The sequence below is a fragment of the Janthinobacterium glycogeni genome, from assembly GCF_051380725.1.
Classification (GTDB): Bacteria; Pseudomonadota; Gammaproteobacteria; order Burkholderiales; family Burkholderiaceae_D; genus Janthinobacterium.
Genome location: NZ_JBNYXP010000006.1, coordinates 42,800 through 61,150, shown reverse-complemented (window position 1 = coordinate 61,150; position 18,351 = coordinate 42,800). Strand labels below are relative to the sequence as shown.

Below are 18,351 nucleotides of genomic sequence, written 5' to 3'. Positions count from 1 at the left end.
GGCCCGTTTGGGGGCGCGGATGCCGTCGACGGGATTGGCGTCGAGCTTGGTCTCGCCGCTGAGCCAGTTGAAAAAGCCGCGCCACGACGACAGCTTGCGGGCGATCGAGCGCGGGTCCAGGCCGCCGGCATGCAGCTTGGCCGTGTAGCGGCGCACTTCATTGTGGGCCAGCGCCGTCCAAGGCGTATTGCCGCTCAGTTCCAGCAGGGCGCGCAAGTCGCGCCCGTAGGCGTCCAGCGTATGCGGCGACAGCTTGCGTTGCGTGGCCAGCTGCGCCAGGTAGGCGCCCAGCCACTCGGCCTTGTCGCGCGCCTCATGCATGGCTGGTTCAGGCAGGCGTGCCGGCGCGCAGCGCGGCCAGGGCGGCGCCGGCCGTGGCGCCGATATGCACGAGAAAATCCGTGCCCATGCTCGAGGTAAACCGTTCGCTGTCGGGCGAGCCCAGCACCAGCAAGCCGAAGGTGCCCGTGGTGTTCGGGGCGCGCACGGCGATCATGACGGTCGATTCGATCTTGTCAGCTTGTAACCAGTGCACGGCTTCGAAATCGCGGTTGCTGCCGCAGTACGGCGTTTGCAGGCTGTTGGCGAACATGCGCACGTCGGCCGTCACATCTTCCGTGAACCAGCCGTCAGCGTGTTCCGGCAGCACTTGCCACAGGCGCAGGCTGACGTAGGGCACGTCGAAATTGCTTTGCAAGGCATCGACCAGCACGCGCGGCATGTCCGCATCGTTGCGCACTTGCAGCATGGCCTGGTTCCAGCCGTGGAACTTGCTGGCGATATCGCCATTTTCCTCGGCCACACGGCTCAGCTTGGACATGCGCAGCTCGAGCGCCTTGTACTTGTCGCGCATCACTTCCATCTGCCGCTCCTGCAGCGAGATGGTGCGTCCCGTCAGCGGGCTGCTCAGCTTGACCTCGCCGAGCAGCGCGGTATGCTCTTCGAAGAAGGTCGGATGCTCGCTCAAGTACTGGGCGACGGTGCTGGAATCGAGTGTGGCGGTCATTGATAGTGTCAGAAGAGAGAAGGATGAACACTTGATTCTAACCGAGAGTGCGCCGCAATATGGAGCAAAAGCGCGCGCCCATGAAAAAAGCGGCATGGTTGCCCATGCCGCCTTGCTCCGTCTGGCGAGTCACGTCACCCGTAGCGGGAGACGCGCGATGCCATTAGAAGTTGTGATGTACGCCGATGCCGACGTAGTTGATGCTTTTCGCAACGTTGTAGTTGATGCTGTCAGCAACAGCGGCTTTTTTGTTCGAGATATCTGCATATACGTAGGTGCGCTTCGACAGATTGTAGTCATAGCCCAGCGATGCTTGCTTGGTTTTGACGACGCCATCGGGCGTTTTCTGGCCATAACCGGCGCGGATCTTGCCTGGGCCAACGTCGTAGTTGGCGCCCAGTACCCACGATTTGGTGCCGGTATTGATGATTTTGAAGTCATCATCTTTCTGGTGCTGGATCGACAGCATGACTTTCAGCTCAGGAATAGGATTGACCGAGGCGGCAACCGACCACAGCTTGGCTTGCAAGCCATTGCGCTCGTAGGCAGCCATGGCGGCAAATCCAGTCGAGGTGTACGTTGCGGAGATCGAGTACGGGGTCGATGTCGGCGCCACGTTGGCTGCCACGGCACGATTGCCCGAAGCAAATGTTACCGAGTTGCCCGGCGCACGCGCTGGCACGGCGCTGTTGTTATTAGCTTCCTTGGCAGCAACGGTGGCGTTGAGCTGGAAGCCATTGAACACTGGTGAGTTGTAGAACACGGCGTTCGAGAAGCGGTTACGCGAGTTGCCTGTAGGGCTCAGCGGATCGCTGGTGTAGCCGGCGACGGTCAGATCGGTCTGAAAACCGGCTTGCGTAGGCATGCCCGACCATGGTTCGAACGAGGTGCTCACTTCCTGGTATGCGGTCAGGCCACGGCCCAGGCGTACGGTACCGAAGTCGCCTTGCAGGCCGACGCGGCTTTGACCCTGGAAGAGTGGACGCGAGTTGTTGCCCGACGTGTTTTCAATGGTGCCCGTGTCGGACTCATAGCGAATTTCCAGTTGGAAAATAGCTTTCAAGCCATTGCCCAGATCTTCCGTACCCTTGAAGCCCAGTTTGTTGTTGTCGCGCTTCGTGACAGCGGTGGTCGAACCAGTCGCTTTGCCCAGGCCTGCATCGATCGTGCCGTAGATTTGGACGGACGACTGCGCTTGTGCGGTTGCGGCAAAGGCGCCGAAGAGTGCGAGGGCAACGAGTGATTTTTTCATGTCTTCTTCCCTATTTAAAAGTGAGTTCCGTCCGAGATCCGAGCAGATTGAAATGCGCTGACTGTCGCGTTTCGATGAATGAACCTTAATTCGTCGGCGCGCAAGACGTGCGGGATTGGTCAAATATGCGTGAAAAGATTGGTGAAAAGCGGCATAACTGCATGCCCCTGTTGTATTTTTGTAACGCGCGATTTCTGCCAGTCCTGTGCCGATGGACAACGTTCTCCCATCGCCACCGTAGCGGCGCCTTGCAATCTTGGCATGTCCAGGCCGAGGGATTGTTGCGTTGAATCAAGTTCTTGCGGTCGCTTTGGCGGATTTACGACACAAGGACGTTACACTAAGGGGCGGCCTGCATTGATGGGCCTGGAGACGACTCACTATTATTAGAATCATTGACTCAATATCGAGAATCGATGGCAAATCGCGAAACATTAGGATTGATCAAGGGCGCACGTGCTGGCGATGTGGCTTGCCAACTGGCGTTGGGACGGGTGTATCTGTTTGGACAGGGTGTGCCGCAAAGCCTGCCGACGGCCTTGCACTGGCTGGCGCGGGCGGCTCAGGAGGATAGCGAGGAAGCGTGCCGGCTGATTGGCACCCACGTGCCTTTCGAAGTGGCGCAACCGGCAGCCAAGGCGCTGATCCCGTATTACGCGCAAGCGTTCGATGCGGGCCTGGTGCAGGCGGGCCTGGTCCTGGCGCAACTGGTGCTGGGCAACGCCGCCAGTCACGGTGAAGCCTTGCGGGCCAAGGCGCGCGTGGCGCTGGACGCTGCCGTACGCGCCGGCTTGCCCGATGCGCAATGGTTGTTGTCGCTACAAGAAAAATCATCGGCAACACCCGCGCTGGCCACCAGCGTGGCTGGCGAGCGGGCTTTCGATGGCGACGCGCCGCTGCACGCCTGGCTGGAGCAGGCTTGGCGCCAGGGCAACCATGCCGGTTTCCTGTCGCAAGGCTTGCCGCTGGCGCGCGAGCTGCTGCAGCGCCAGGCCGCCGCCGGGGCGCGCACGATTGCCCTCGACGCGCAGCAGGTGCTGTTGCTGTCGCGTTGCGCCCAGGCATTGGCGCCTGGCGGCGATGCCGAGGGCTGGCAGTGCTGCGAGCTGGCCGCGCATGGCGGCGACCGCACGGCGCAGCTGGAGCTGGGACTCGGCTATGCGCGCATGGATGCGCATGGCCGGCGCCTGGCCACGCGCAATGGCGCGGCCAATTTCAAGCGGGCCGTGCGGTGGCTGACGCAGGCTGGCGAGCAGGGACTGGCCGAAGCCTGGTTCGTGCTGTCGCGCATCTATACGAAACCGGAATTTTCCCAGCGCAATGTCGTCGAAGCCCATTTCTGCCTGGAGCGCGCGGCCGACCTGGGGCATGGCCCGGCCCAGCTCGAGTGCGGCATGCATGCCTGGCGTAACCGCCGCGACGGCGTCAACAACGATGTGCGCGCCGCGTATTGGCTGCTGCAGGCGCAGGCGCAAGGCAGCCGTGAAGCGGAAGCGGCGCTGGCGAAAATCGCGCCTCGAGGCGAGCCCGGCGACTGGGGCCGGTGCGCCGCCATGCACGCCGATGGGCACGTGCGCCAGCTGGACCAGAACCACCCGCTGCTGGCGGCGCGCCTGGCGCTGGCGCGCTGCTTTCATCTGTCGCGTGCCGAGGCCTTGCTGCTCGATATCCACGCCGCCGACCAGGGCCATTGTCTGTTGATCGATATCAGCGCCACGCATGGCCGCGGCAAGCGGCGCCTCGTGCTGATCCGCACGGCGCAGGAGCGCCAGCTGCTCGATCAGGTGGTGCGCCTGTTCGAGCGCGTCGATTGCGGCGTGGCGGGGCCGGAAGGCAATTACCGGCAGCGCTTGTACCGCCTGAAGTGCTATCTGGCGGAACTTGATGTCGCGCAGGAACAGCAGTTCCTGGCGGCCTGACTTTCGCTTACAGCTCGATCGTGCCTTCGAACACGGTCACGGCCGGGCCCGTCATCAGGACCGGGTGGCCGGGGCCTTGCCAGGCGATCGACAGTTCGCCGCCGCGCGCGCTGATGCGCACGGGCGAGTCGAGCAAGCCGCGACGGATGCCTGCCACGGCAGCGGCGCAGGCGCCCGTGCCGCACGCCAGCGTTTCGCCCGCGCCCCGCTCGTACACGCGTAGTTTCACGTGCTGGCGGTTGACGATCTGCATGTAGCCGGCGTTGACCCGGCGGGGAAAGCGCGGGTGGTGCTCGACCAGCGGACCCGATTGTTCCAGGTCTTGCGCATCGACATCGTCGACCACTTGCACGGCATGCGGATTGCCCATCGAGACGACGGACACCAGCACGGGCGATGCGAGGCCCGGCACGGCCAGGTCCAGCGGCCACAGCGTGTCGCTGCCTTGCGCGACGCCGTCCAGGCCGTTTGCGTCGAACGGCACCAGCGCGGGTTCCAGCACGGGCGCGCCCATGTCGACCGTGATGCTGCCGTCGAGTTCCAGGCGCGGCGCGATGACGCCGGCCATGGTTTCCACGCGGATGCTGGCCTTGCTTGACAAGCCTTTTTCGCTGACGAACTTGACGAAGGCGCGCGCGCCGTTGCCGCATTGCTCGACTTCGCCGCCATCGTTGTTATAGATGCGGTAGCGGAAGTCGCAGCCGGGCAGGCGCGGCTTTTCCACCACGAGGATCTGGTCGGCGCCGATGCCGAAACGGCGGTCGGCCAGGCGCTGCCACTGGGCCGGCGTGAAATCGATGTCCTGATTGATGGCGTCGATGACGATGAAGTCATTGCCGGCGCCGTGCATCTTGGTAAAGTGGAGTTTCATGGTGTGCCGTATCACTTGTGCTGGTTATAGAACGACGCTTCGCCTTCCGGACGCGTCTTGAAGCGTTTATGCGTCCAGAAATACTCGGCCGGCGTTTCGCGCACGCGCTCTTCGATGAATGCGTTCATGCGGCGCGTGGCGGCCGTGATGTCGTCGCCCGGATAATCGTCCCACGCCGGGTAATACGTCACTTGCCAGCCCTGGTAATCGGGCAGGAAGGTGGCGATGACGGGAATGACTTGCGCCTTGGCCGCCAGCGCCAGGCGCGCCGTGGCCGTCAGGGTGGCGGCGGGGACGCCGAAGAAGGGCACGAATTCCGCATCCTTCTCGCCGAAATCCATGTCCGGCAGCATGAAATACGGCAAGCCGTCGCGCAGCGCGCGCAAGATCGTCTTGATGCCGTCCTGGCGCGTAAACAGCTTGGGCGGCTTGAAGCGCGAACGGCCGTTGCGCAAGGCCTGGTCGAAGGCGGCGTTCTTTTGCTGCACGTACATTGACGAGGCGGAAATTTCCATGGCCGTGGCGGCGCCGGCCACGTCGAGGCAGACAAAGTGCGGGCACAGCAGGATGGTGGGCTTGGCCGCGATCTGCTGGCCCGGGAAGGCGGGCACTTTCCTGATCAGGCGGTTCAAGCGCGCTTCCGACGACCACCACAGGATGCTGCGCTCCCACACGCTGCGCGAATACGCCTGGAAATGCTGGCGCGCCAAGGCCACGCGCTGGGCTTCCGTCAGTTCCGGCATGCACAGGCGCAGATTCGTCAGGGCGATCCTGCGCCGCGTGGGCATGGCGATGAACAGCACGCTGCCGACGGCCACGCCGAAGCGGCCGAGGATGGGCAAGGGCAGCCAGTGCAGCAGCCACATGAAGGCGATCAGCAGTCTCATGCCTGCTCCCCGGCGGCATCGGGCGTGGCGGGCGTGGGCGGCGGCGCGCCGCGCGGCACTTTATAGCGGTTGTAGCTCCACAGGTATTGCGCCGGGCTGCGCGCGATCAATTGCTCCATGGCGGCATTGATGGTGCGCGCCTGCTCGGCCGAGCTGCTGTCGAGCGACTCGGTGAAGGGCACGAAATGCACGACATAGCCGCGTCCGCCCGGCAGGCGTTCCGCGTAGGTGATGATGACTTCGGCGCCGCCCATCTGCGCCAGCTTGGCGGGCAAGGTCATGGTGTAGGCGGGACGGCCGAAGAAATCGGCCCACACGCCTTCGCCTTCCTGCGGCACCTGGTCGGGCAGCAGGCCGATCGGTTGACCCTTTTTCAGGCATTTGGCGAAGATGCGCACGCCCGACATGTTCGCCGGCGCCAGCATCAGGTTTTCGCGCGCGCGCGCCCCTTCGATCAGCGGTTTCAGGGCGGCGCGCTTGGGCGGACGGTACATCACGGTGAGCGGCGTGCGCAGGGCGATTTGCTGGGCGACGATTTCAAAGCAGCCCAGGTGTGGTGTCAGGAAGACAATGCCGCGGCCGTGCTGCAGCGCTTTTTCCACCAGTTCCCAGTTTTCCACCGTCGCATGGCGCGCCACGCGCTCGGCGGGAGCGCACCAGATGAAGGGCAGTTCCAGCACGCTCTTGCCCGCTTCGGCCACGGCCGTGTGCAAGTGTTGCGAAAACCCCGCACCCTGCATGTTCTCGCGCATGCGGCGGCGATAGGACGGGGAAATGGCGTAAATCACCCAGCCGAGCGCAGCGCCCAGGCCATGCAGGACGGGCAGGGGAAAGACGGACAAGAAGCGGAAAATTGGGACTAACATGTATAAGCGGTTTCCAGGAATGGCGTGTTGCTGTGCCAAAATTTTTTAAGAAGCGTAAAATACCACGTATGCAGTAACCGCTGAGTTAATAGACAACTTGCGAAGCGGAATATAAATATCGCTAAAGCGTCGCAGGCAAAATCCTCTTTACTGCGACAGAACATTCACATAGTAATCAGGAGCTTGCAATGTCAAACGACTATCTCTTCACTTCCGAATCCGTTTCGGAAGGCCATCCCGACAAGGTTGCCGATCAAATTTCCGACGCCATCCTTGACGCCATCCTGACCCAGGATCCAGCCGCCCGCGTGGCTGCCGAAACCCTGTGCAACACGGGTCTGGTGGTACTGGCTGGCGAGATTACCACGCACGCCAATGTGGATTATATTCAAGTTGCGCGCGAAACCATCAAACGCATCGGCTACGACAACACGGAATACGGTATCGACTACAAGGGTTGCGCCGTGCTGGTGGCCTACGACAAGCAGTCGCCGGACATCGCGCAAGGCGTCGATGAAGGTGCGGGCATTGACCTGGATCAAGGCGCTGGCGATCAGGGCCTGATGTTCGGCTATGCCTGCGATGAAACGGCCGAGCTGATGCCCGCCGCCATCCACTACGCGCACCGCCTGGTCGAGCGCCAGTCGCAGCTGCGCAAGGATGGCCGTTTGCCATGGCTGCGTCCGGATGCGAAATCGCAAGTGACGCTGCGCTACGTCGATGGCCGCCCCGTCGGCGTGCACACCGTCGTGCTGTCGACCCAGCATGCGCCGGAAATCTCGCACAAGCAGATCGAAGAAGCCGTCATCGAAGAAATCATCAAGCCCATCCTGCCGCGCGAATGGCTGACGGAGACCAAATTCCTCGTCAACCCGACGGGCCGTTTCGTCATCGGCGGTCCGCAAGGCGATTGCGGCTTGACCGGCCGCAAGATCATCGTCGACACCTACGGTGGCGCAGCCCCGCACGGCGGCGGCGCGTTCTCGGGCAAGGACCCATCGAAAGTCGACCGTTCGGCAGCGTATGCGGCCCGCTACGTGGCGAAAAACATCGTCGCGGCCGGTCTGGCGCGCCAATGCCAGGTGCAGGTCAGCTACGCCATCGGCGTGGCCAAGCCGATCAACATCACCGTCTACACGGAAGGCACGGGCGTGATTCCCGACACGGAAATCGCCAAGCTGGTGCTGGCGCACTTTGATTTGCGTCCAAAAGGCATCGTGCAAATGCTCGACCTGCTGCGCCCGATCTACCAGAAGAGCGCCGCCTACGGTCATTTCGGCCGCGAAGAGCCGGAATTCACGTGGGAACGCACGGACAAGGTCGCCCTGTTGCGCGACGCTGCCGGCCTGAAGTAATCTAGTCAGCTTCACAAGAAAAGCGCTCCGGCCAACTGGCCGCGGGCGCTTTTTTTATGTGTTGTTCCGTGGCAATGCAGCGCAAACAAGCTGGCGCGGCGGCCTTGACAATGTTAAAATCCACCGTCCGAGGAGCGTTGCGACGAAGAAATTCGCCAGGCTCGGAATATCCTGCAACCGCGCTCACGTACCTTTTTCAACAACTGAAAGGAGGGCGTGATGAACGCCGTACTCAAATCGCAACACGACTACACCATCGCCGATATCACCTTGGCCGCATGGGGCGACAAAGAAATCAAGATTGCTGAAACGGAAATGCCTGGCCTGATGGCCATCCGCGAAGAATTCGCGGCAGCGCAGCCTTTGAAGGGCGCGCGCATCACCGGTTCCATCCACATGACCATCCAGACCGCCGTGCTGATCCAGACCCTGGAAGCGCTGGGCGCGCAAGTGCGTTGGGCATCTTGCAACATTTACTCGACGCAAGACCACGCCGCCGCCGCCATCGCCGCCGCCGGCACGCCGGTCTTCGCCGTCAAGGGCGAGTCGCTGGACGACTACTGGGAATACACGCACCGCATCTTCGAATGGCCGGACGCGGATGGCAAGGCTGTCTACTCGAACATGATCCTCGATGATGGCGGCGACGCGACCTTGCTGCTGCACCTGGGCGTGCGCGCGGAAACCGACCTGTCGGTGCTGGCCAATCCGGGTTCGGACGAAGAAATCTGCCTGTTCAATTCGATCAAGAAACACTTGCTGGCCGACCCGACCTGGTATTCGAAGCGTCTGCCGGAAATCCTCGGCGTGACGGAAGAAACGACGACCGGCGTGCACCGTTTGTACCAGATGCACAAGGAAGGCAAGCTGGCTTTCCCTGCGATTAACGTCAACGATTCCGTCACGAAATCGAAATTCGACAACCTGTATGGCTGCCGCGAGTCCCTGGTCGACGGCATCAAGCGCGCCACCGACGTGATGATCGCCGGCAAGGTCGCCGTCATCGCCGGTTACGGTGATGTCGGCAAGGGTTCGGCGCAAGCCATGCGCGCCCTGTCGGCGCAAGTATGGGTGACGGAAGTCGATCCGATCTGCGCGCTGCAGGCGGCGATGGAAGGCTACCGCGTGGTCACGATGGATTACGCCTGCGAACACGGCGACATCTTCGTCACCTGCACCGGCAACTACCACATCCTGACGCACGATCACCTGACGCGTATGAAAGACCAGGCCATCGTCTGCAACATTGGTCACTTCGACAATGAAATCGACGTTGCTTCGTTGAAGCAATACGAGTGGGAAAATATCAAGCCGCAAGTCGACCACATCATCTTCCCGTCGGGCCGCCGCATCATCCTGCTGGCCGAAGGCCGCCTGGTCAACCTCGGTTGCGGCACGGGCCACCCGTCGTACGTGATGAGCTCGTCGTTCGCCAACCAGACGATCGCCCAGATCGAGCTGTACGCGAACACGGCCAACTACCCGGTCGGCGTGTACACCTTGCCTAAGCACCTGGACGAAAAAGTCGCTCGCCTGCAACTCAAAAAGTTGAATGCGCAGCTGACGGAACTGACGCAAGAGCAAGCCGACTACATCGGCGTGCGCACGGAAGGTCCATACAAGCCTGACCACTACCGCTACTAATCGGTTGCTTGCCTCGGGAACCTACGGCGCGGGGCGCGGCCGGCGATGCTCGCTGTACCTTCGTACAGCTGCGCTTCTCGGCCACGCCGCGCATCCGCTCGCTACGGTTCGCGAGGCAACAAGGCTCACTTGTGTCATTTAAAAGTCCGGCCGTCGCCGGTCGATTATCACTTTTGACAGGCTAGAGAAATGCGCTTGCTACTGATTTGGTTTATCAATGCGGCGGCCCTGTTTGCCGTCCCCTACCTGATGCACTCGGTGACGATGAGCAGCGGCTGGACCGCGCTGCTGGCCGCTGCCGTGCTGGGGCTGGTCAATGCGCTGATCCGTCCTTTGCTGATCCTGCTGACCCTGCCCGTGACGTTTTTGTCGCTGGGCCTGTTCATTCTGATCATCAATGGCTTCCTGTTCTGGCTGGTGGCGCAGGTGATCGATGGTTTCCATGTCGCCAGTTTCTGGTCTGCCGTGGGCGGTGCCATTCTGTACAGCATCATTTCCTGGGCCTTGTCGACCTTACTTTTGAGTCACGATGATGGAAAAGCATAATTTCAGTATTGAGTTTTTCCCGCCGAAAACCCCGGAAGGGGCGGAAAAGCTGCGTGCCACGCGTGTCAAGTTGTCCGAGTTGCATCCGAAGTATTTCTCGGTGACATTCGGCGCCGGCGGCACCACGCAGCAGGGCACCCTGGACACCGTGCGCGAGATCCTGGCGGCCGGCGAACAGGCCGCACCCCATCTGTCTTGCGTCGGCGGTTCGCGCGAATCGATCCGCGCCGTGCTGGCCGACTTCAAGGCGGCCGGCGTGAGCCGTATCGTGGCCTTGCGCGGCGACTTGCCGAGCGGCTACGGCGCCTCGGGCGAGTTTCGCTATGCCAACGAGCTGGTGGAATTCATCCGCGCCGAGACGGGCGACCATTTCCATATCGAAGTGGCCGCTTATCCGGAAGTGCACCCGCAAGCCCGTTCGCCGCAGGACGACCTGAACGCATTCGCGCGCAAGGTGCAGGCGGGCGCCGATGCGGCCATCACCCAGTACTTCTACAATGCCGACGCGTATTTCCAGTTTGTCGAGCAGACGCAGAAGATGGGCATCAACGTGCCCATCGTGGCCGGCATCATGCCGATCACGAACTACACGCAGTTGATGCGTTTTTCGGACATGTGCGGCGCGGAAATTCCACGCTGGGTGCGTCTGAAGCTGGCCAGTTTCGGCGACGACAGCGCGTCCATCAAGGCTTTTGGCCTGGACGTGGTGACGGGTCTGTGCGAACGCCTGCTGGAAGGCGGCGCGCCAGGCTTGCATTTCTATAGCATGAACCAGGCGGCGCCCACGACCGCCTTGTGGCAGCGCCTGGTCAAGTAATTCCTTGCAGTTATAGCGCCTAACAAAACCGTCGCGAGCGGCAGCGAGTTGCGGCCGAGAAGCGGAGCTGTGCTATAGCACAGTGAGCATCGGAGGCCGCAAATCGCGACGCGCAGTAGGTTATGTTAGGTGCTGTCAGAGCAGATCGCCCTCGGTCACGATGTGATCGAGGGCGATGTCGTATGTGCCGCTGGCAAATGACGCCTTCAGACAGCCGTATGCCACACCGAGGGTGCGGGGGCGTGGCGCGTGTTCCAGGGTGCGGTCGTAATAGCCGCCGCCATAGCCGAGCCGGTAACGTTCCTCGTTAAACCCCAGGCAGGGCACCAGCAGGCTGGCGGGCGCCGGGCGCAGGCGCAATTGGGCCGGCACGGCCACGCCCATGCCATCCTTGACCATGGGTTCGCCCGGCGTCCAGTCGGAAAATGCCAGCGGCGCGTGCTTTTCCAGCACTACGGGCAAGCTTAATTGCACGCCGCGCGCGGCCAGCTGGGCGTAGGCGCCGTGCAAGTCCGGCTCGCCATGCAGGGGCCAGTACACGCCCAGTTCCTTGACGTTTTCCTGCGCGCACCAGTCCAGCAGGCGCTGCGCGATGGCCGCATCCCACTGCGCGCGCGTGGCGTCGGGCAGGGCGCGCCGGGCCGCCAGCAAGGCTTTGCGCAAGCCGGCTTTTTCCTGTGGCGCAATGGGTGGCCGTGTAGCAGGATCGCATGTTATTCTAGGGTCGCTATTCATATCACCATCAAGTTAAGATTGAGAGTCGTACATTGATTTCCCCACTGAAATGGATTGCCGGCACGATGCTGTGTGTTGCATCGGCCTTGTCTCCCCTGGCCGCCCTGGCCCAGGTATCGACCACCGTATCCCCAGCCGCCCCCGACACGCGCAGCGAGGACGATGCCTTTTTGCTGCTGCGCGACGCCGCGCGCAAGGATGACGTCGAGAAAGCCGACTTTTATGCGGGGCGCCTGACGAATTACCAGATTCCATCGTATGTCGACTATTATCGGCTGAAACCGCGCATCAAACAGTTGACCGAGGCGCAATTTCGCGATTACCTGAACCGCTACAAGGGCAGCGCCATCGCCGACCGCTTCCGCAACGACTGGCTGCTGGAGCTGGGCCGCAAGCGCGACTGGGTCGTGTTCGACGAGCAATACCCGCAATTCGCCCTCGACGACGATACCCAGCTCAAGTGCTATGCGCTGATGTCGCGCGCGGCCAAGGGCCAGAACGTGGCGTCCGAGGCGCGCAACCTGCTCGTCTCGCCGCCCGGCTATGGCGAAGCGTGCGGCAGCCTGATCGCGGCACTGGCGCAAAACGGCCAGTTCGACACGAACGACCTGTGGGCGCAGATCCGCCTGGCGGGCCAGACCAATGCCACGGGCCCGGCGCGCCGCATTGCGCTGCTGCTGGGCGCGTCCGACGCGAAGATGGCGCAAGCGATCGACTTGCCCGCGCTGGTGCTGGCCAAGGGACCGGGCGCCAGCCGTGCCGACCACGAGATGTACCTGGTGGCCGTCGGCCGCATGGCGAAAAGCACGTTGAAACTGGGCGTCGTGGCGCTGCAAAAGGCGAGTGCGCAGTTGACGGCGCAGGAACAGGCCATCGGCTGGGCCAGCCTGGCCCTGCAGGCGTCGTACTCGCTGGCGCCGGAAGCATTCGAATATTGGCAAAAGACCAATGGCGCGCCCTTGACCCAGGAGCAGATGCAATGGAAGGCGCGTATCGCCTTGCGTGAAGGCAACTGGCCGCTGGTGAAGGCGGCGATCCAGGCCATGCCGGCCTCCCTGCGCACCGACCCGACCTGGGTGTACTGGCTGGCGCGCGCGCAGCAGGCGGAAACGCCGGGCCGCCCGAACGCGCAGGCCGATGCCCTGTACCGCACGATCAGCGATCAATCGAATTTCTACGGCTTGCTGGCCAATGAAGAGCTGGGCAACCATCTGGTGCTGCCGCCGCCGGGCCAGCCCGTCAGCCCGACGGAAATCGCCGCCATGGCCGCCAATCCGGGCTTGCAGCGTGCCTTGAAGTTCTTCAACATGCGCCTGCGTTTCGAAGGCACGCGCGAGTGGAACTGGGAATTGCGTTCGATGACGGACCGCCAGCACCTGGCGGCCGCGGAATTTGCGCGCCAGAACAATGTGCTCGACCGCATGGTCAACACCTCGGACCGCACGCGCCTGGAAGTGGACTATACGCAGCGCTATCCGACGCCGCACGACGACGTCATGCACCCGGCCACGCAAACCCTGGGCCTGGACAAGGCCTGGGTGTATGGCTTGATCCGCCAGGAATCGCGCTTCATCATGGATGCGCAGTCGCACGTGGGCGCGTCCGGTTTGATGCAGGTGATGCCGTCGACGGCCCGTTATGTGGCCAAGAAGATCGGCCTCACCGATTTCGTCACGGAAACCTTGAGCGACGTGCGCACCAACGTCTTGCTGGGCACGAATTACCTGAACATGGTGCTCGGCGGCCTGGACGGTTCGCAAGTGCTGGCCAGCGCCGCCTACAACGCTGGGCCGGGGCGCTTGCGCATCTGGCGCGCCACCATGACGCGTCCGCTGGAAGGCGCGGTCTTTGCCGAGATCATTCCGTACACGGAAACGCGCGGCTACGTGAAGAACGTGATGGCCAACGCCACCTATTACGCGGCCCTGTTCGAGAAGCGCCCGCAGTCGCTGAAGGCGCGCCTGGGTACCGTGGGACCGAAAAACAGCGCCGTTTCCGCCGATTTGCCATCATCCAACTAAAGTTAGCCGAGCATGCAAACGACCATCCTTGACCCCAGCCTGACGCAAACCCTGGCCGCCGCCCGCGAGCCGGGCCTGACCCTCATCATCGGCAACAAGAATTACTCGTCGTGGTCGATGCGCCCGTGGGTGGCCATGACGGCCTTCGGCATCCCGTTCCAGGAAGTGCGCGTGCTGCTCGACCAGAGCGACACGGCCACCAAAATCGCCGAGTATTCGGCTTGCGGCCGGGTGCCCGTGCTGCTGGCGGGCGAGATCACGATCTGGGACAGCCTGGCCATCTGCGAATACCTGGCCGAGCAGTTTCCCGATAAACACATGTGGCCGCAAGACGTGGCCGCGCGCGCCATGGCGCGTTGTGTCTGCGCGGAAATGCATTCCGGTTTCGCCGGCTTGCGCACGGATATGTCGATGAATATCAAGGCGAAGTTGCCGGGACGGGGCCGCACGGCCGCCGCGCAGGCCGACATCGGCCGCATCAGCGAAATATGGGAAGAGTGCCTGTCGCGCTTTGGCCACCACCAGTTCCTGTTTGGCGAGTTTTCCATCGCCGACGCCTACTTTGCCCCCGTCGTCATGCGTTTCCGCACGTATGGCGTGTCGCTGGCGCCGGCGCTGAACGCCTATTGCGAGCGCGTGCAGGCGCACCCGGCCGTCGCCCGCTGGATCACGGAAGCGCTGGCGGAGACGGAAGTCGCTGCCAAGCATGACGCGGAATTACCTGAATAAGAAAAGAGTGTTATGAAGATTTACACGGTCGGTGGCGCGGTGCGCGACCAACTGCTGGGCTTGCCCGTGAAGGACCACGACCACGTCGTCGTCGGCGCCACGCCGAAAGACATGCTGCGCCAGGGCTTCCGGCCCGTCGGCAAGGATTTCCCCGTGTTTTTGCACCCGAAGACGCAGGAAGAATACGCGCTGGCCCGCACGGAGCGCAAGACGGCGCCCGGCTACCGGGGCTTCGTCTTCCACACGGCGCCCGACGTCACGCTGGAAGACGACCTGGTGCGGCGCGATCTCACCATCAACGCCATCGCGCAAGCCGAGGACGGAACGTTGACCGATCCGTTTGGCGGCATCGCGGATATCCAGAACAAAATCTTTCGCCACGTTTCCGACGCGTTCGGCGAAGACCCCGTGCGCATCCTGCGCCTGGCCCGCTTTGCCGCCCGTTTCCATCAGTTCACTGTGGCGCCCGCCACCATGGAACTGATGCGCCGGATGGTGGCCAACGGCGAAGTCGACGCCCTGGTGGCCGAGCGCGTGTGGCAGGAAGTGGCCAAGGGACTGATGGAAAGCCATCCCTCGCGCATGCTGACGGTGCTGCACGAGTGCGGCGCCCTGGCGCGCATCATGGGGGAAATCCAGCTGAGTGAGCGCTTGCTGCAAGTGATCGACCATGCCGCCGCGCAAGGTCATGACTTGCCCGTGCGCTTTGCCGCCTTGATGCTGCATTTGAGCAAGGAGGCCATCGAGCAGCTGAGCGAGCGCCTGCGCGTGCCCAACGAGTGCCGCGAGCTGGCCGTCATGGCGGCGCGCGAGCGCGACAACATCAACGGCGCGCTGGCCTTGAACGCCGAAGCCATCGTCAGCCTGTGCGAACGCTGCGACGGCTGGCGCAAGCCGCAGCGCTTTGCGCAACTGCTGCAAGCGGTGGCGTGCGACGGGCTGGTCGCCGGCGATTTCCCTCAGGCGGTACGACTGCAGGGCGGGCTGGACGCGGCGCGCGGTGTGAATGCGGGTGCGCTGGCGCAAGGCTGCGCGGAGCCGAAACGCATTCCCGAAGTCATCCATGCGGCGCGGGTGGCGGCCGTGCAAGCGTTCCTGGCCCAGGCTTGAATGGCGGGAATAGGCTACAATGGCGCCACAATGTTGCACCGCACAATGCCGGCCTGACGTGCCGCAGCACCGCCCCCAGGAGTCGTCGTGACCTTACCCAAGCTGTTTCAAAACCCGTTTCGCCGCTGGCTCAGCCGTAGCGGCGGCGGGCGTCCGACCGTGCTCGTCAAGCAATTGCATGAGCGCGACCGGCGCCGCATGATGAAGCATTTCCTGAATCTGGAGAAAAGCGACCGTTTGCTGCGTTTCGGCAGCGCCTTGCCCGATGAACTCGTCGCGCAGTACGTGCAAAAGATGGATTTCTCGCGCGACATGATTTACGGCGTCTACAACAGCCTGTTCAAGCTGGTGGGCGTGGGGCATCTGGCGTTCGCGCCGAAAGACCAGTCGCCGGCGAAAAGTGTCGTCACGGACAAGGAACAGGTGGCCGAGTTCGGCGTATCCGTGTCGAAATCGATGCGCGGCATGGGGGTCGGGTCGAAACTGTTCGAGCGGGCGGCGATTCACTGTCGTAACAACGATGTCGATACCCTGTACATGCATTGTTTGTCGTCGAACAAGACGATGATGCATATCGCCAAGAAGGCGGGCATGGAAATCCAGCGCGACTATGGCGAAGCCGATGCATATCTAAAACTGTTGCCGCCGAACCCGACCAGCATGCTGCAGGAAGCCGTGCAGGAGCAGTTTGCCATGTTCGACTACACGTTCAAGGCCAACGCGCGCGCCGCCTATAAACTGTTCGAGCGCTTGCCGGGGCGCAAGAAGCCGGCGCCGCCGGCACCGCCGCCCGCCCAGTGATTACAGCAGGGGCAGGGCCGTCGTATCCTTGATGCGCTGCAAGGCAAAGCTCGATTTGACGTCCAGCACGGCCGGGTGCCGCAGCAGGGTCGCCATCATGAAGCGCGAAAAGTGCTCCATGTCTTCCACGTGCACGCGCAACAGATAATCCATTTCGCCCGTCATCGCGTAGCAGGCCACCACTTCCGGCCATTGCGCCACAGCCACGGCGAAGTCGGCGCGCGGCGAGGTATTCGTCACCAGATTCGGTGCCAGCACGCGCGCCGTGCTGTGGGCCGTGGCCTCGCTGTGCTTTTCCAGCCGCACGTTCACGTAGGCCAGCAAGCCCAGGCCGATCTTTTCCGGGTCCAGCAGGGCCACATACTGGCGGATGACGCCCGCTTCTTCCAGCCGTTTGACGCGGCGCAAGCATGGCGACGGCGACAGGCTGACCTGCTCGGCCACGTCCTGATTCGACAGGCGGCCATCGGCCTGCAGGACGGCGAGGATCTTGCGATCCGTTTTATCCAGCGTAATTTTGCTCATGCTTCCTCCGGTGGTTCTTGTTTCACGCAATATTATTGCGCAAATCATGATTGTTCGGGAGATCTTTGGCATTTAATGCCCGTGACCCACGCCTATACTGTGCGCTACTTCTTGGAGGAGACATCATGCAATTTCAGCCTTGGGATAACCCGATGGGTACCGATGGTTTCGAGTTCGTCGAGTATGCAGCACCAGACCCAAAAGCATTGGGCAAGCTGTTCGAGAACATGGGCTTCACGGCCATCGCGCGCCACCGCCACAAGGATGTGACCCTGTACCGTCAGGGCGACATCAATTTCATCATCAATGCCGAACAAGATTCGTTCGCGCAGCGTTTTGCCCGTCACCACGGCCCGTCCGTGTGCGCCATCGCCATCCGCGTCGACGACGCGGCTTTCGTCTACCGCCGCGCGCTGGAACTGGGCGCCTGGGGTTTCGACAATAAAACGGGCCCGATGGAGCTGAATATCCCCGCCATCAAGGGCGTGGGCGATTCCCTGCTGTACTTCGTCGACCGCTGGCGCGGCAAGGGCGCCGACAAGCCGGACGCGGCCGCACCAGGCGGCATCGGCGACATCAGCATCTATGACGTCGACTTCGTCGCCATTCCCGGCGCCGTCGCCAACCCCGTCGGCCATGGCCTGACCTATATCGACCACCTGACGCACAATGTGCACCGCGGCCGCATGAAGGAATGGGCGAGCTTCTATGAAAACCTGTTCAACTTCCGCGAAGTGCGCTACTTCGACATCGAAGGCAAGCTGACGGGCCTCAAATCGAAGGCGATGACTTCGCCGTGCGGCAAGATCCGCATCCCGATCAACGAATCGTCGGACGACAAGTCGCAGATCGCCGAATACCTGGACCAGTACCACGGCGAAGGCATCCAGCACATCGCCCTGGGCACGGACAATATCTATGCCTCCGTGCAAGGCATGCGCGATACGGGTATCGATTTCCAGGACACGATTGAAACCTACTATGAGCTGGTCAACCGCCGCCTGCCGAACCACGGCGAGCAGCTGGAAGAACTGCGCCGCCTGCGCATCCTGATCGACGGCCACAGCACGGAAAACGAACGCGAACTGCTGCTGCAGATCTTCACGCAGACGGTGATCGGCCCGATCTTCTTCGAGATCATCCAGCGCAAGGGCGACCAGGGCTTCGGCGAAGGCAATTTCCGCGCGCTGTTCGAGTCGATCGAGCTGGACCAGATCAAGCGCGGCGTGCTGAAAGATACGAACGCGGCGTAAGGCGACCCATGCCC

17 protein-coding genes, 1 pseudogene and 1 riboswitch are annotated in these 18,351 nt (G+C 62.5%); of the genes and pseudogenes, 10 read left to right on the top strand and 8 right to left on the bottom strand.

Translation table 11 applies throughout. The features are described 5' to 3' along the window. Positions 1-69 precede the first annotated feature (69 nt). The 3 genes and pseudogenes from ACQ4W4_RS15340 to ACQ4W4_RS15330 form a co-directional block, all read right to left on the bottom strand. A pseudogene (locus ACQ4W4_RS15340) lies at positions 70-321 on the bottom strand (site-specific integrase); the annotation flags it as partial. Between the two features lie 7 nt (positions 322-328). Continuing rightward, on the bottom strand, positions 329-1,006 hold the full coding sequence (locus ACQ4W4_RS15335) for a DUF484 family protein (protein WP_436542728.1): 678 nt from the start codon (positions 1,004-1,006) through the stop codon (positions 329-331). A gap of 163 nt (positions 1,007-1,169) precedes the next feature. Further along, positions 1,170-2,258, bottom strand: coding sequence for a porin (locus tag ACQ4W4_RS15330; protein WP_495542792.1), 1,089 nt, complete (start codon positions 2,256-2,258; stop codon positions 1,170-1,172). Positions 2,259-2,674: 416 nt separating this feature from the next. On the opposite strand from ACQ4W4_RS15330, the gene ACQ4W4_RS15325 reads away from it, so the two are divergent. Continuing rightward, complete coding sequence (locus tag ACQ4W4_RS15325) at positions 2,675-4,177, top strand: tetratricopeptide repeat protein (RefSeq protein WP_436542726.1); 1,503 nt, start codon at positions 2,675-2,677, stop codon at positions 4,175-4,177. 7 nt (positions 4,178-4,184) lie between these two features. Here the strand turns inward: ACQ4W4_RS15325 and dapF are convergent, their stop codons facing one another. From dapF to ACQ4W4_RS15310, 3 genes are read right to left on the bottom strand one after another with little or no spacing between them, the layout of a single operon-like run. After that, positions 4,185-5,048, bottom strand: a complete 864-nt coding sequence (gene dapF, locus ACQ4W4_RS15320; RefSeq protein ID WP_436542725.1) for a diaminopimelate epimerase — start codon at positions 5,046-5,048, stop codon at positions 4,185-4,187. An 11-nt stretch (positions 5,049-5,059) separates the two neighbouring features. After that, on the bottom strand, positions 5,060-5,935 hold the full coding sequence (locus ACQ4W4_RS15315) for an LpxL/LpxP family acyltransferase (RefSeq protein WP_436542724.1): 876 nt from the start codon (positions 5,933-5,935) through the stop codon (positions 5,060-5,062). Next, positions 5,932-6,801 (bottom strand): lysophospholipid acyltransferase family protein, encoded by an 870-nt coding sequence (locus tag ACQ4W4_RS15310; protein ID WP_436542723.1) that lies wholly within the window; start codon positions 6,799-6,801, stop codon positions 5,932-5,934. The genes ACQ4W4_RS15315 and ACQ4W4_RS15310 overlap by 4 nt, the downstream gene beginning before the upstream one ends. Before the next feature lie 188 nt (positions 6,802-6,989). On the opposite strand from ACQ4W4_RS15310, the gene metK reads away from it, so the two are divergent. From metK to metF, 4 genes are all read left to right on the top strand, one after another. Beyond that, entirely contained in the window at positions 6,990-8,156 is a 1,167-nt protein-coding gene (gene metK, locus ACQ4W4_RS15305; protein WP_076565088.1) for a methionine adenosyltransferase, read from the top strand. Positions 8,157-8,279: 123 nt separating this feature from the next. Next, positions 8,280-8,348: riboswitch (S-adenosyl-L-homocysteine riboswitch) on the top strand. 27 nt (positions 8,349-8,375) lie between these two features. Next, positions 8,376-9,800 carry an adenosylhomocysteinase gene (gene ahcY, locus ACQ4W4_RS15300; RefSeq protein ID WP_436542722.1) on the top strand — a complete coding sequence of 475 codons (1,425 nt, stop codon included), beginning with the start codon at positions 8,376-8,378 and terminating at the stop codon, positions 9,798-9,800. Positions 9,801-9,989: 189 nt separating this feature from the next. After that, the gene (locus tag ACQ4W4_RS15295) at positions 9,990-10,346 is read left to right on the top strand and encodes a phage holin family protein (RefSeq protein WP_436542721.1); all 357 of its coding nucleotides are present in this window, start codon (positions 9,990-9,992) and stop codon (positions 10,344-10,346) included. Beyond that, a complete protein-coding gene (gene metF / locus ACQ4W4_RS15290; protein WP_305050812.1) occupies positions 10,333-11,163 on the top strand; it encodes a methylenetetrahydrofolate reductase [NAD(P)H] in 831 nt (276 codons plus the stop codon). The genes ACQ4W4_RS15295 and metF overlap by 14 nt, the downstream gene beginning before the upstream one ends. Positions 11,164-11,298: 135 nt before the next feature. Here metF and ACQ4W4_RS15285 read toward each other — a convergent pair whose 3' ends face one another. Next, positions 11,299-11,898, bottom strand: a complete 600-nt coding sequence (locus tag ACQ4W4_RS15285; protein WP_495542791.1) for a 5-formyltetrahydrofolate cyclo-ligase — start codon at positions 11,896-11,898, stop codon at positions 11,299-11,301. A gap of 65 nt (positions 11,899-11,963) precedes the next feature. Between ACQ4W4_RS15285 and ACQ4W4_RS15280 the strand changes: the two genes are divergently transcribed. From ACQ4W4_RS15280 to ACQ4W4_RS15265, 4 genes are all read left to right on the top strand, one after another. Beyond that, a complete protein-coding gene (locus ACQ4W4_RS15280; protein WP_436542719.1) occupies positions 11,964-13,919 on the top strand; it encodes a lytic transglycosylase domain-containing protein in 1,956 nt (651 codons plus the stop codon). A 12-nt stretch (positions 13,920-13,931) separates the two neighbouring features. Next, positions 13,932-14,648, top strand: coding sequence for a glutathione S-transferase family protein (locus tag ACQ4W4_RS15275; RefSeq protein ID WP_436542718.1), 717 nt, complete (start codon positions 13,932-13,934; stop codon positions 14,646-14,648). Positions 14,649-14,660: 12 nt separating this feature from the next. Then, positions 14,661-15,758 (top strand): multifunctional CCA addition/repair protein, encoded by a 1,098-nt coding sequence (locus tag ACQ4W4_RS15270; RefSeq protein WP_436542717.1) that lies wholly within the window; start codon positions 14,661-14,663, stop codon positions 15,756-15,758. An 87-nt stretch (positions 15,759-15,845) separates the two neighbouring features. Beyond that, positions 15,846-16,559, top strand: coding sequence for a GNAT family N-acetyltransferase (locus ACQ4W4_RS15265; RefSeq protein WP_436542716.1), 714 nt, complete (start codon positions 15,846-15,848; stop codon positions 16,557-16,559). Here ACQ4W4_RS15265 and ACQ4W4_RS15260 read toward each other — a convergent pair whose 3' ends face one another. Then, positions 16,560-17,084, bottom strand: coding sequence for an Lrp/AsnC family transcriptional regulator (locus ACQ4W4_RS15260; RefSeq protein WP_436542715.1), 525 nt, complete (start codon positions 17,082-17,084; stop codon positions 16,560-16,562). Between the two features lie 125 nt (positions 17,085-17,209). Between ACQ4W4_RS15260 and hppD the strand changes: the two genes are divergently transcribed. Continuing rightward, on the top strand, positions 17,210-18,337 hold the full coding sequence (hppD, locus tag ACQ4W4_RS15255) for a 4-hydroxyphenylpyruvate dioxygenase (RefSeq protein ID WP_070313026.1): 1,128 nt from the start codon (positions 17,210-17,212) through the stop codon (positions 18,335-18,337). Positions 18,338-18,351 lie beyond the last annotated feature (14 nt).

What these genes read in the sequence shown, in the direction of transcription:
- ACQ4W4_RS15275 (WP_436542718.1), top strand. Translation starts at nt 13,932, where the DNA reads ATGCAAACGACCATCCTTGACCCCAGCCTGACGCAAACCCTGGCCGCC.
- ACQ4W4_RS15270 (WP_436542717.1), top strand. Translation starts at nt 14,661, where the DNA reads ATGAAGATTTACACGGTCGGTGGCGCGGTGCGCGACCAACTGCTGGGC.
- ACQ4W4_RS15335 (WP_436542728.1), bottom strand. Translation starts at nt 1,006, where the DNA reads ATGACCGCCACACTCGATTCCAGCACCGTCGCCCAGTACTTGAGCGAG.
- ACQ4W4_RS15330 (WP_495542792.1), bottom strand. Translation starts at nt 2,258, where the DNA reads ATGAAAAAATCACTCGTTGCCCTCGCACTCTTCGGCGCCTTTGCCGCA.
- ACQ4W4_RS15310 (WP_436542723.1), bottom strand. Translation starts at nt 6,801, where the DNA reads ATGTTAGTCCCAATTTTCCGCTTCTTGTCCGTCTTTCCCCTGCCCGTC.
- ACQ4W4_RS15325 (WP_436542726.1), top strand. Translation starts at nt 2,675, where the DNA reads ATGGCAAATCGCGAAACATTAGGATTGATCAAGGGCGCACGTGCTGGC.
- ACQ4W4_RS15285 (WP_495542791.1), bottom strand. Translation starts at nt 11,898, where the DNA reads ATGAATAGCGACCCTAGAATAACATGCGATCCTGCTACACGGCCACCC.
- dapF (WP_436542725.1), bottom strand. Translation starts at nt 5,048, where the DNA reads ATGAAACTCCACTTTACCAAGATGCACGGCGCCGGCAATGACTTCATC.
- ACQ4W4_RS15280 (WP_436542719.1), top strand. Translation starts at nt 11,964, where the DNA reads ATGCTGTGTGTTGCATCGGCCTTGTCTCCCCTGGCCGCCCTGGCCCAG.
- ACQ4W4_RS15295 (WP_436542721.1), top strand. Translation starts at nt 9,990, where the DNA reads ATGCGCTTGCTACTGATTTGGTTTATCAATGCGGCGGCCCTGTTTGCC.
- ahcY (WP_436542722.1), top strand. Translation starts at nt 8,376, where the DNA reads ATGAACGCCGTACTCAAATCGCAACACGACTACACCATCGCCGATATC.
- metK (WP_076565088.1), top strand. Translation starts at nt 6,990, where the DNA reads ATGTCAAACGACTATCTCTTCACTTCCGAATCCGTTTCGGAAGGCCAT.
- metF (WP_305050812.1), top strand. Translation starts at nt 10,333, where the DNA reads ATGGAAAAGCATAATTTCAGTATTGAGTTTTTCCCGCCGAAAACCCCG.
- ACQ4W4_RS15260 (WP_436542715.1), bottom strand. Translation starts at nt 17,084, where the DNA reads ATGAGCAAAATTACGCTGGATAAAACGGATCGCAAGATCCTCGCCGTC.
- hppD (WP_070313026.1), top strand. Translation starts at nt 17,210, where the DNA reads ATGCAATTTCAGCCTTGGGATAACCCGATGGGTACCGATGGTTTCGAG.
- ACQ4W4_RS15315 (WP_436542724.1), bottom strand. Translation starts at nt 5,935, where the DNA reads ATGAGACTGCTGATCGCCTTCATGTGGCTGCTGCACTGGCTGCCCTTG.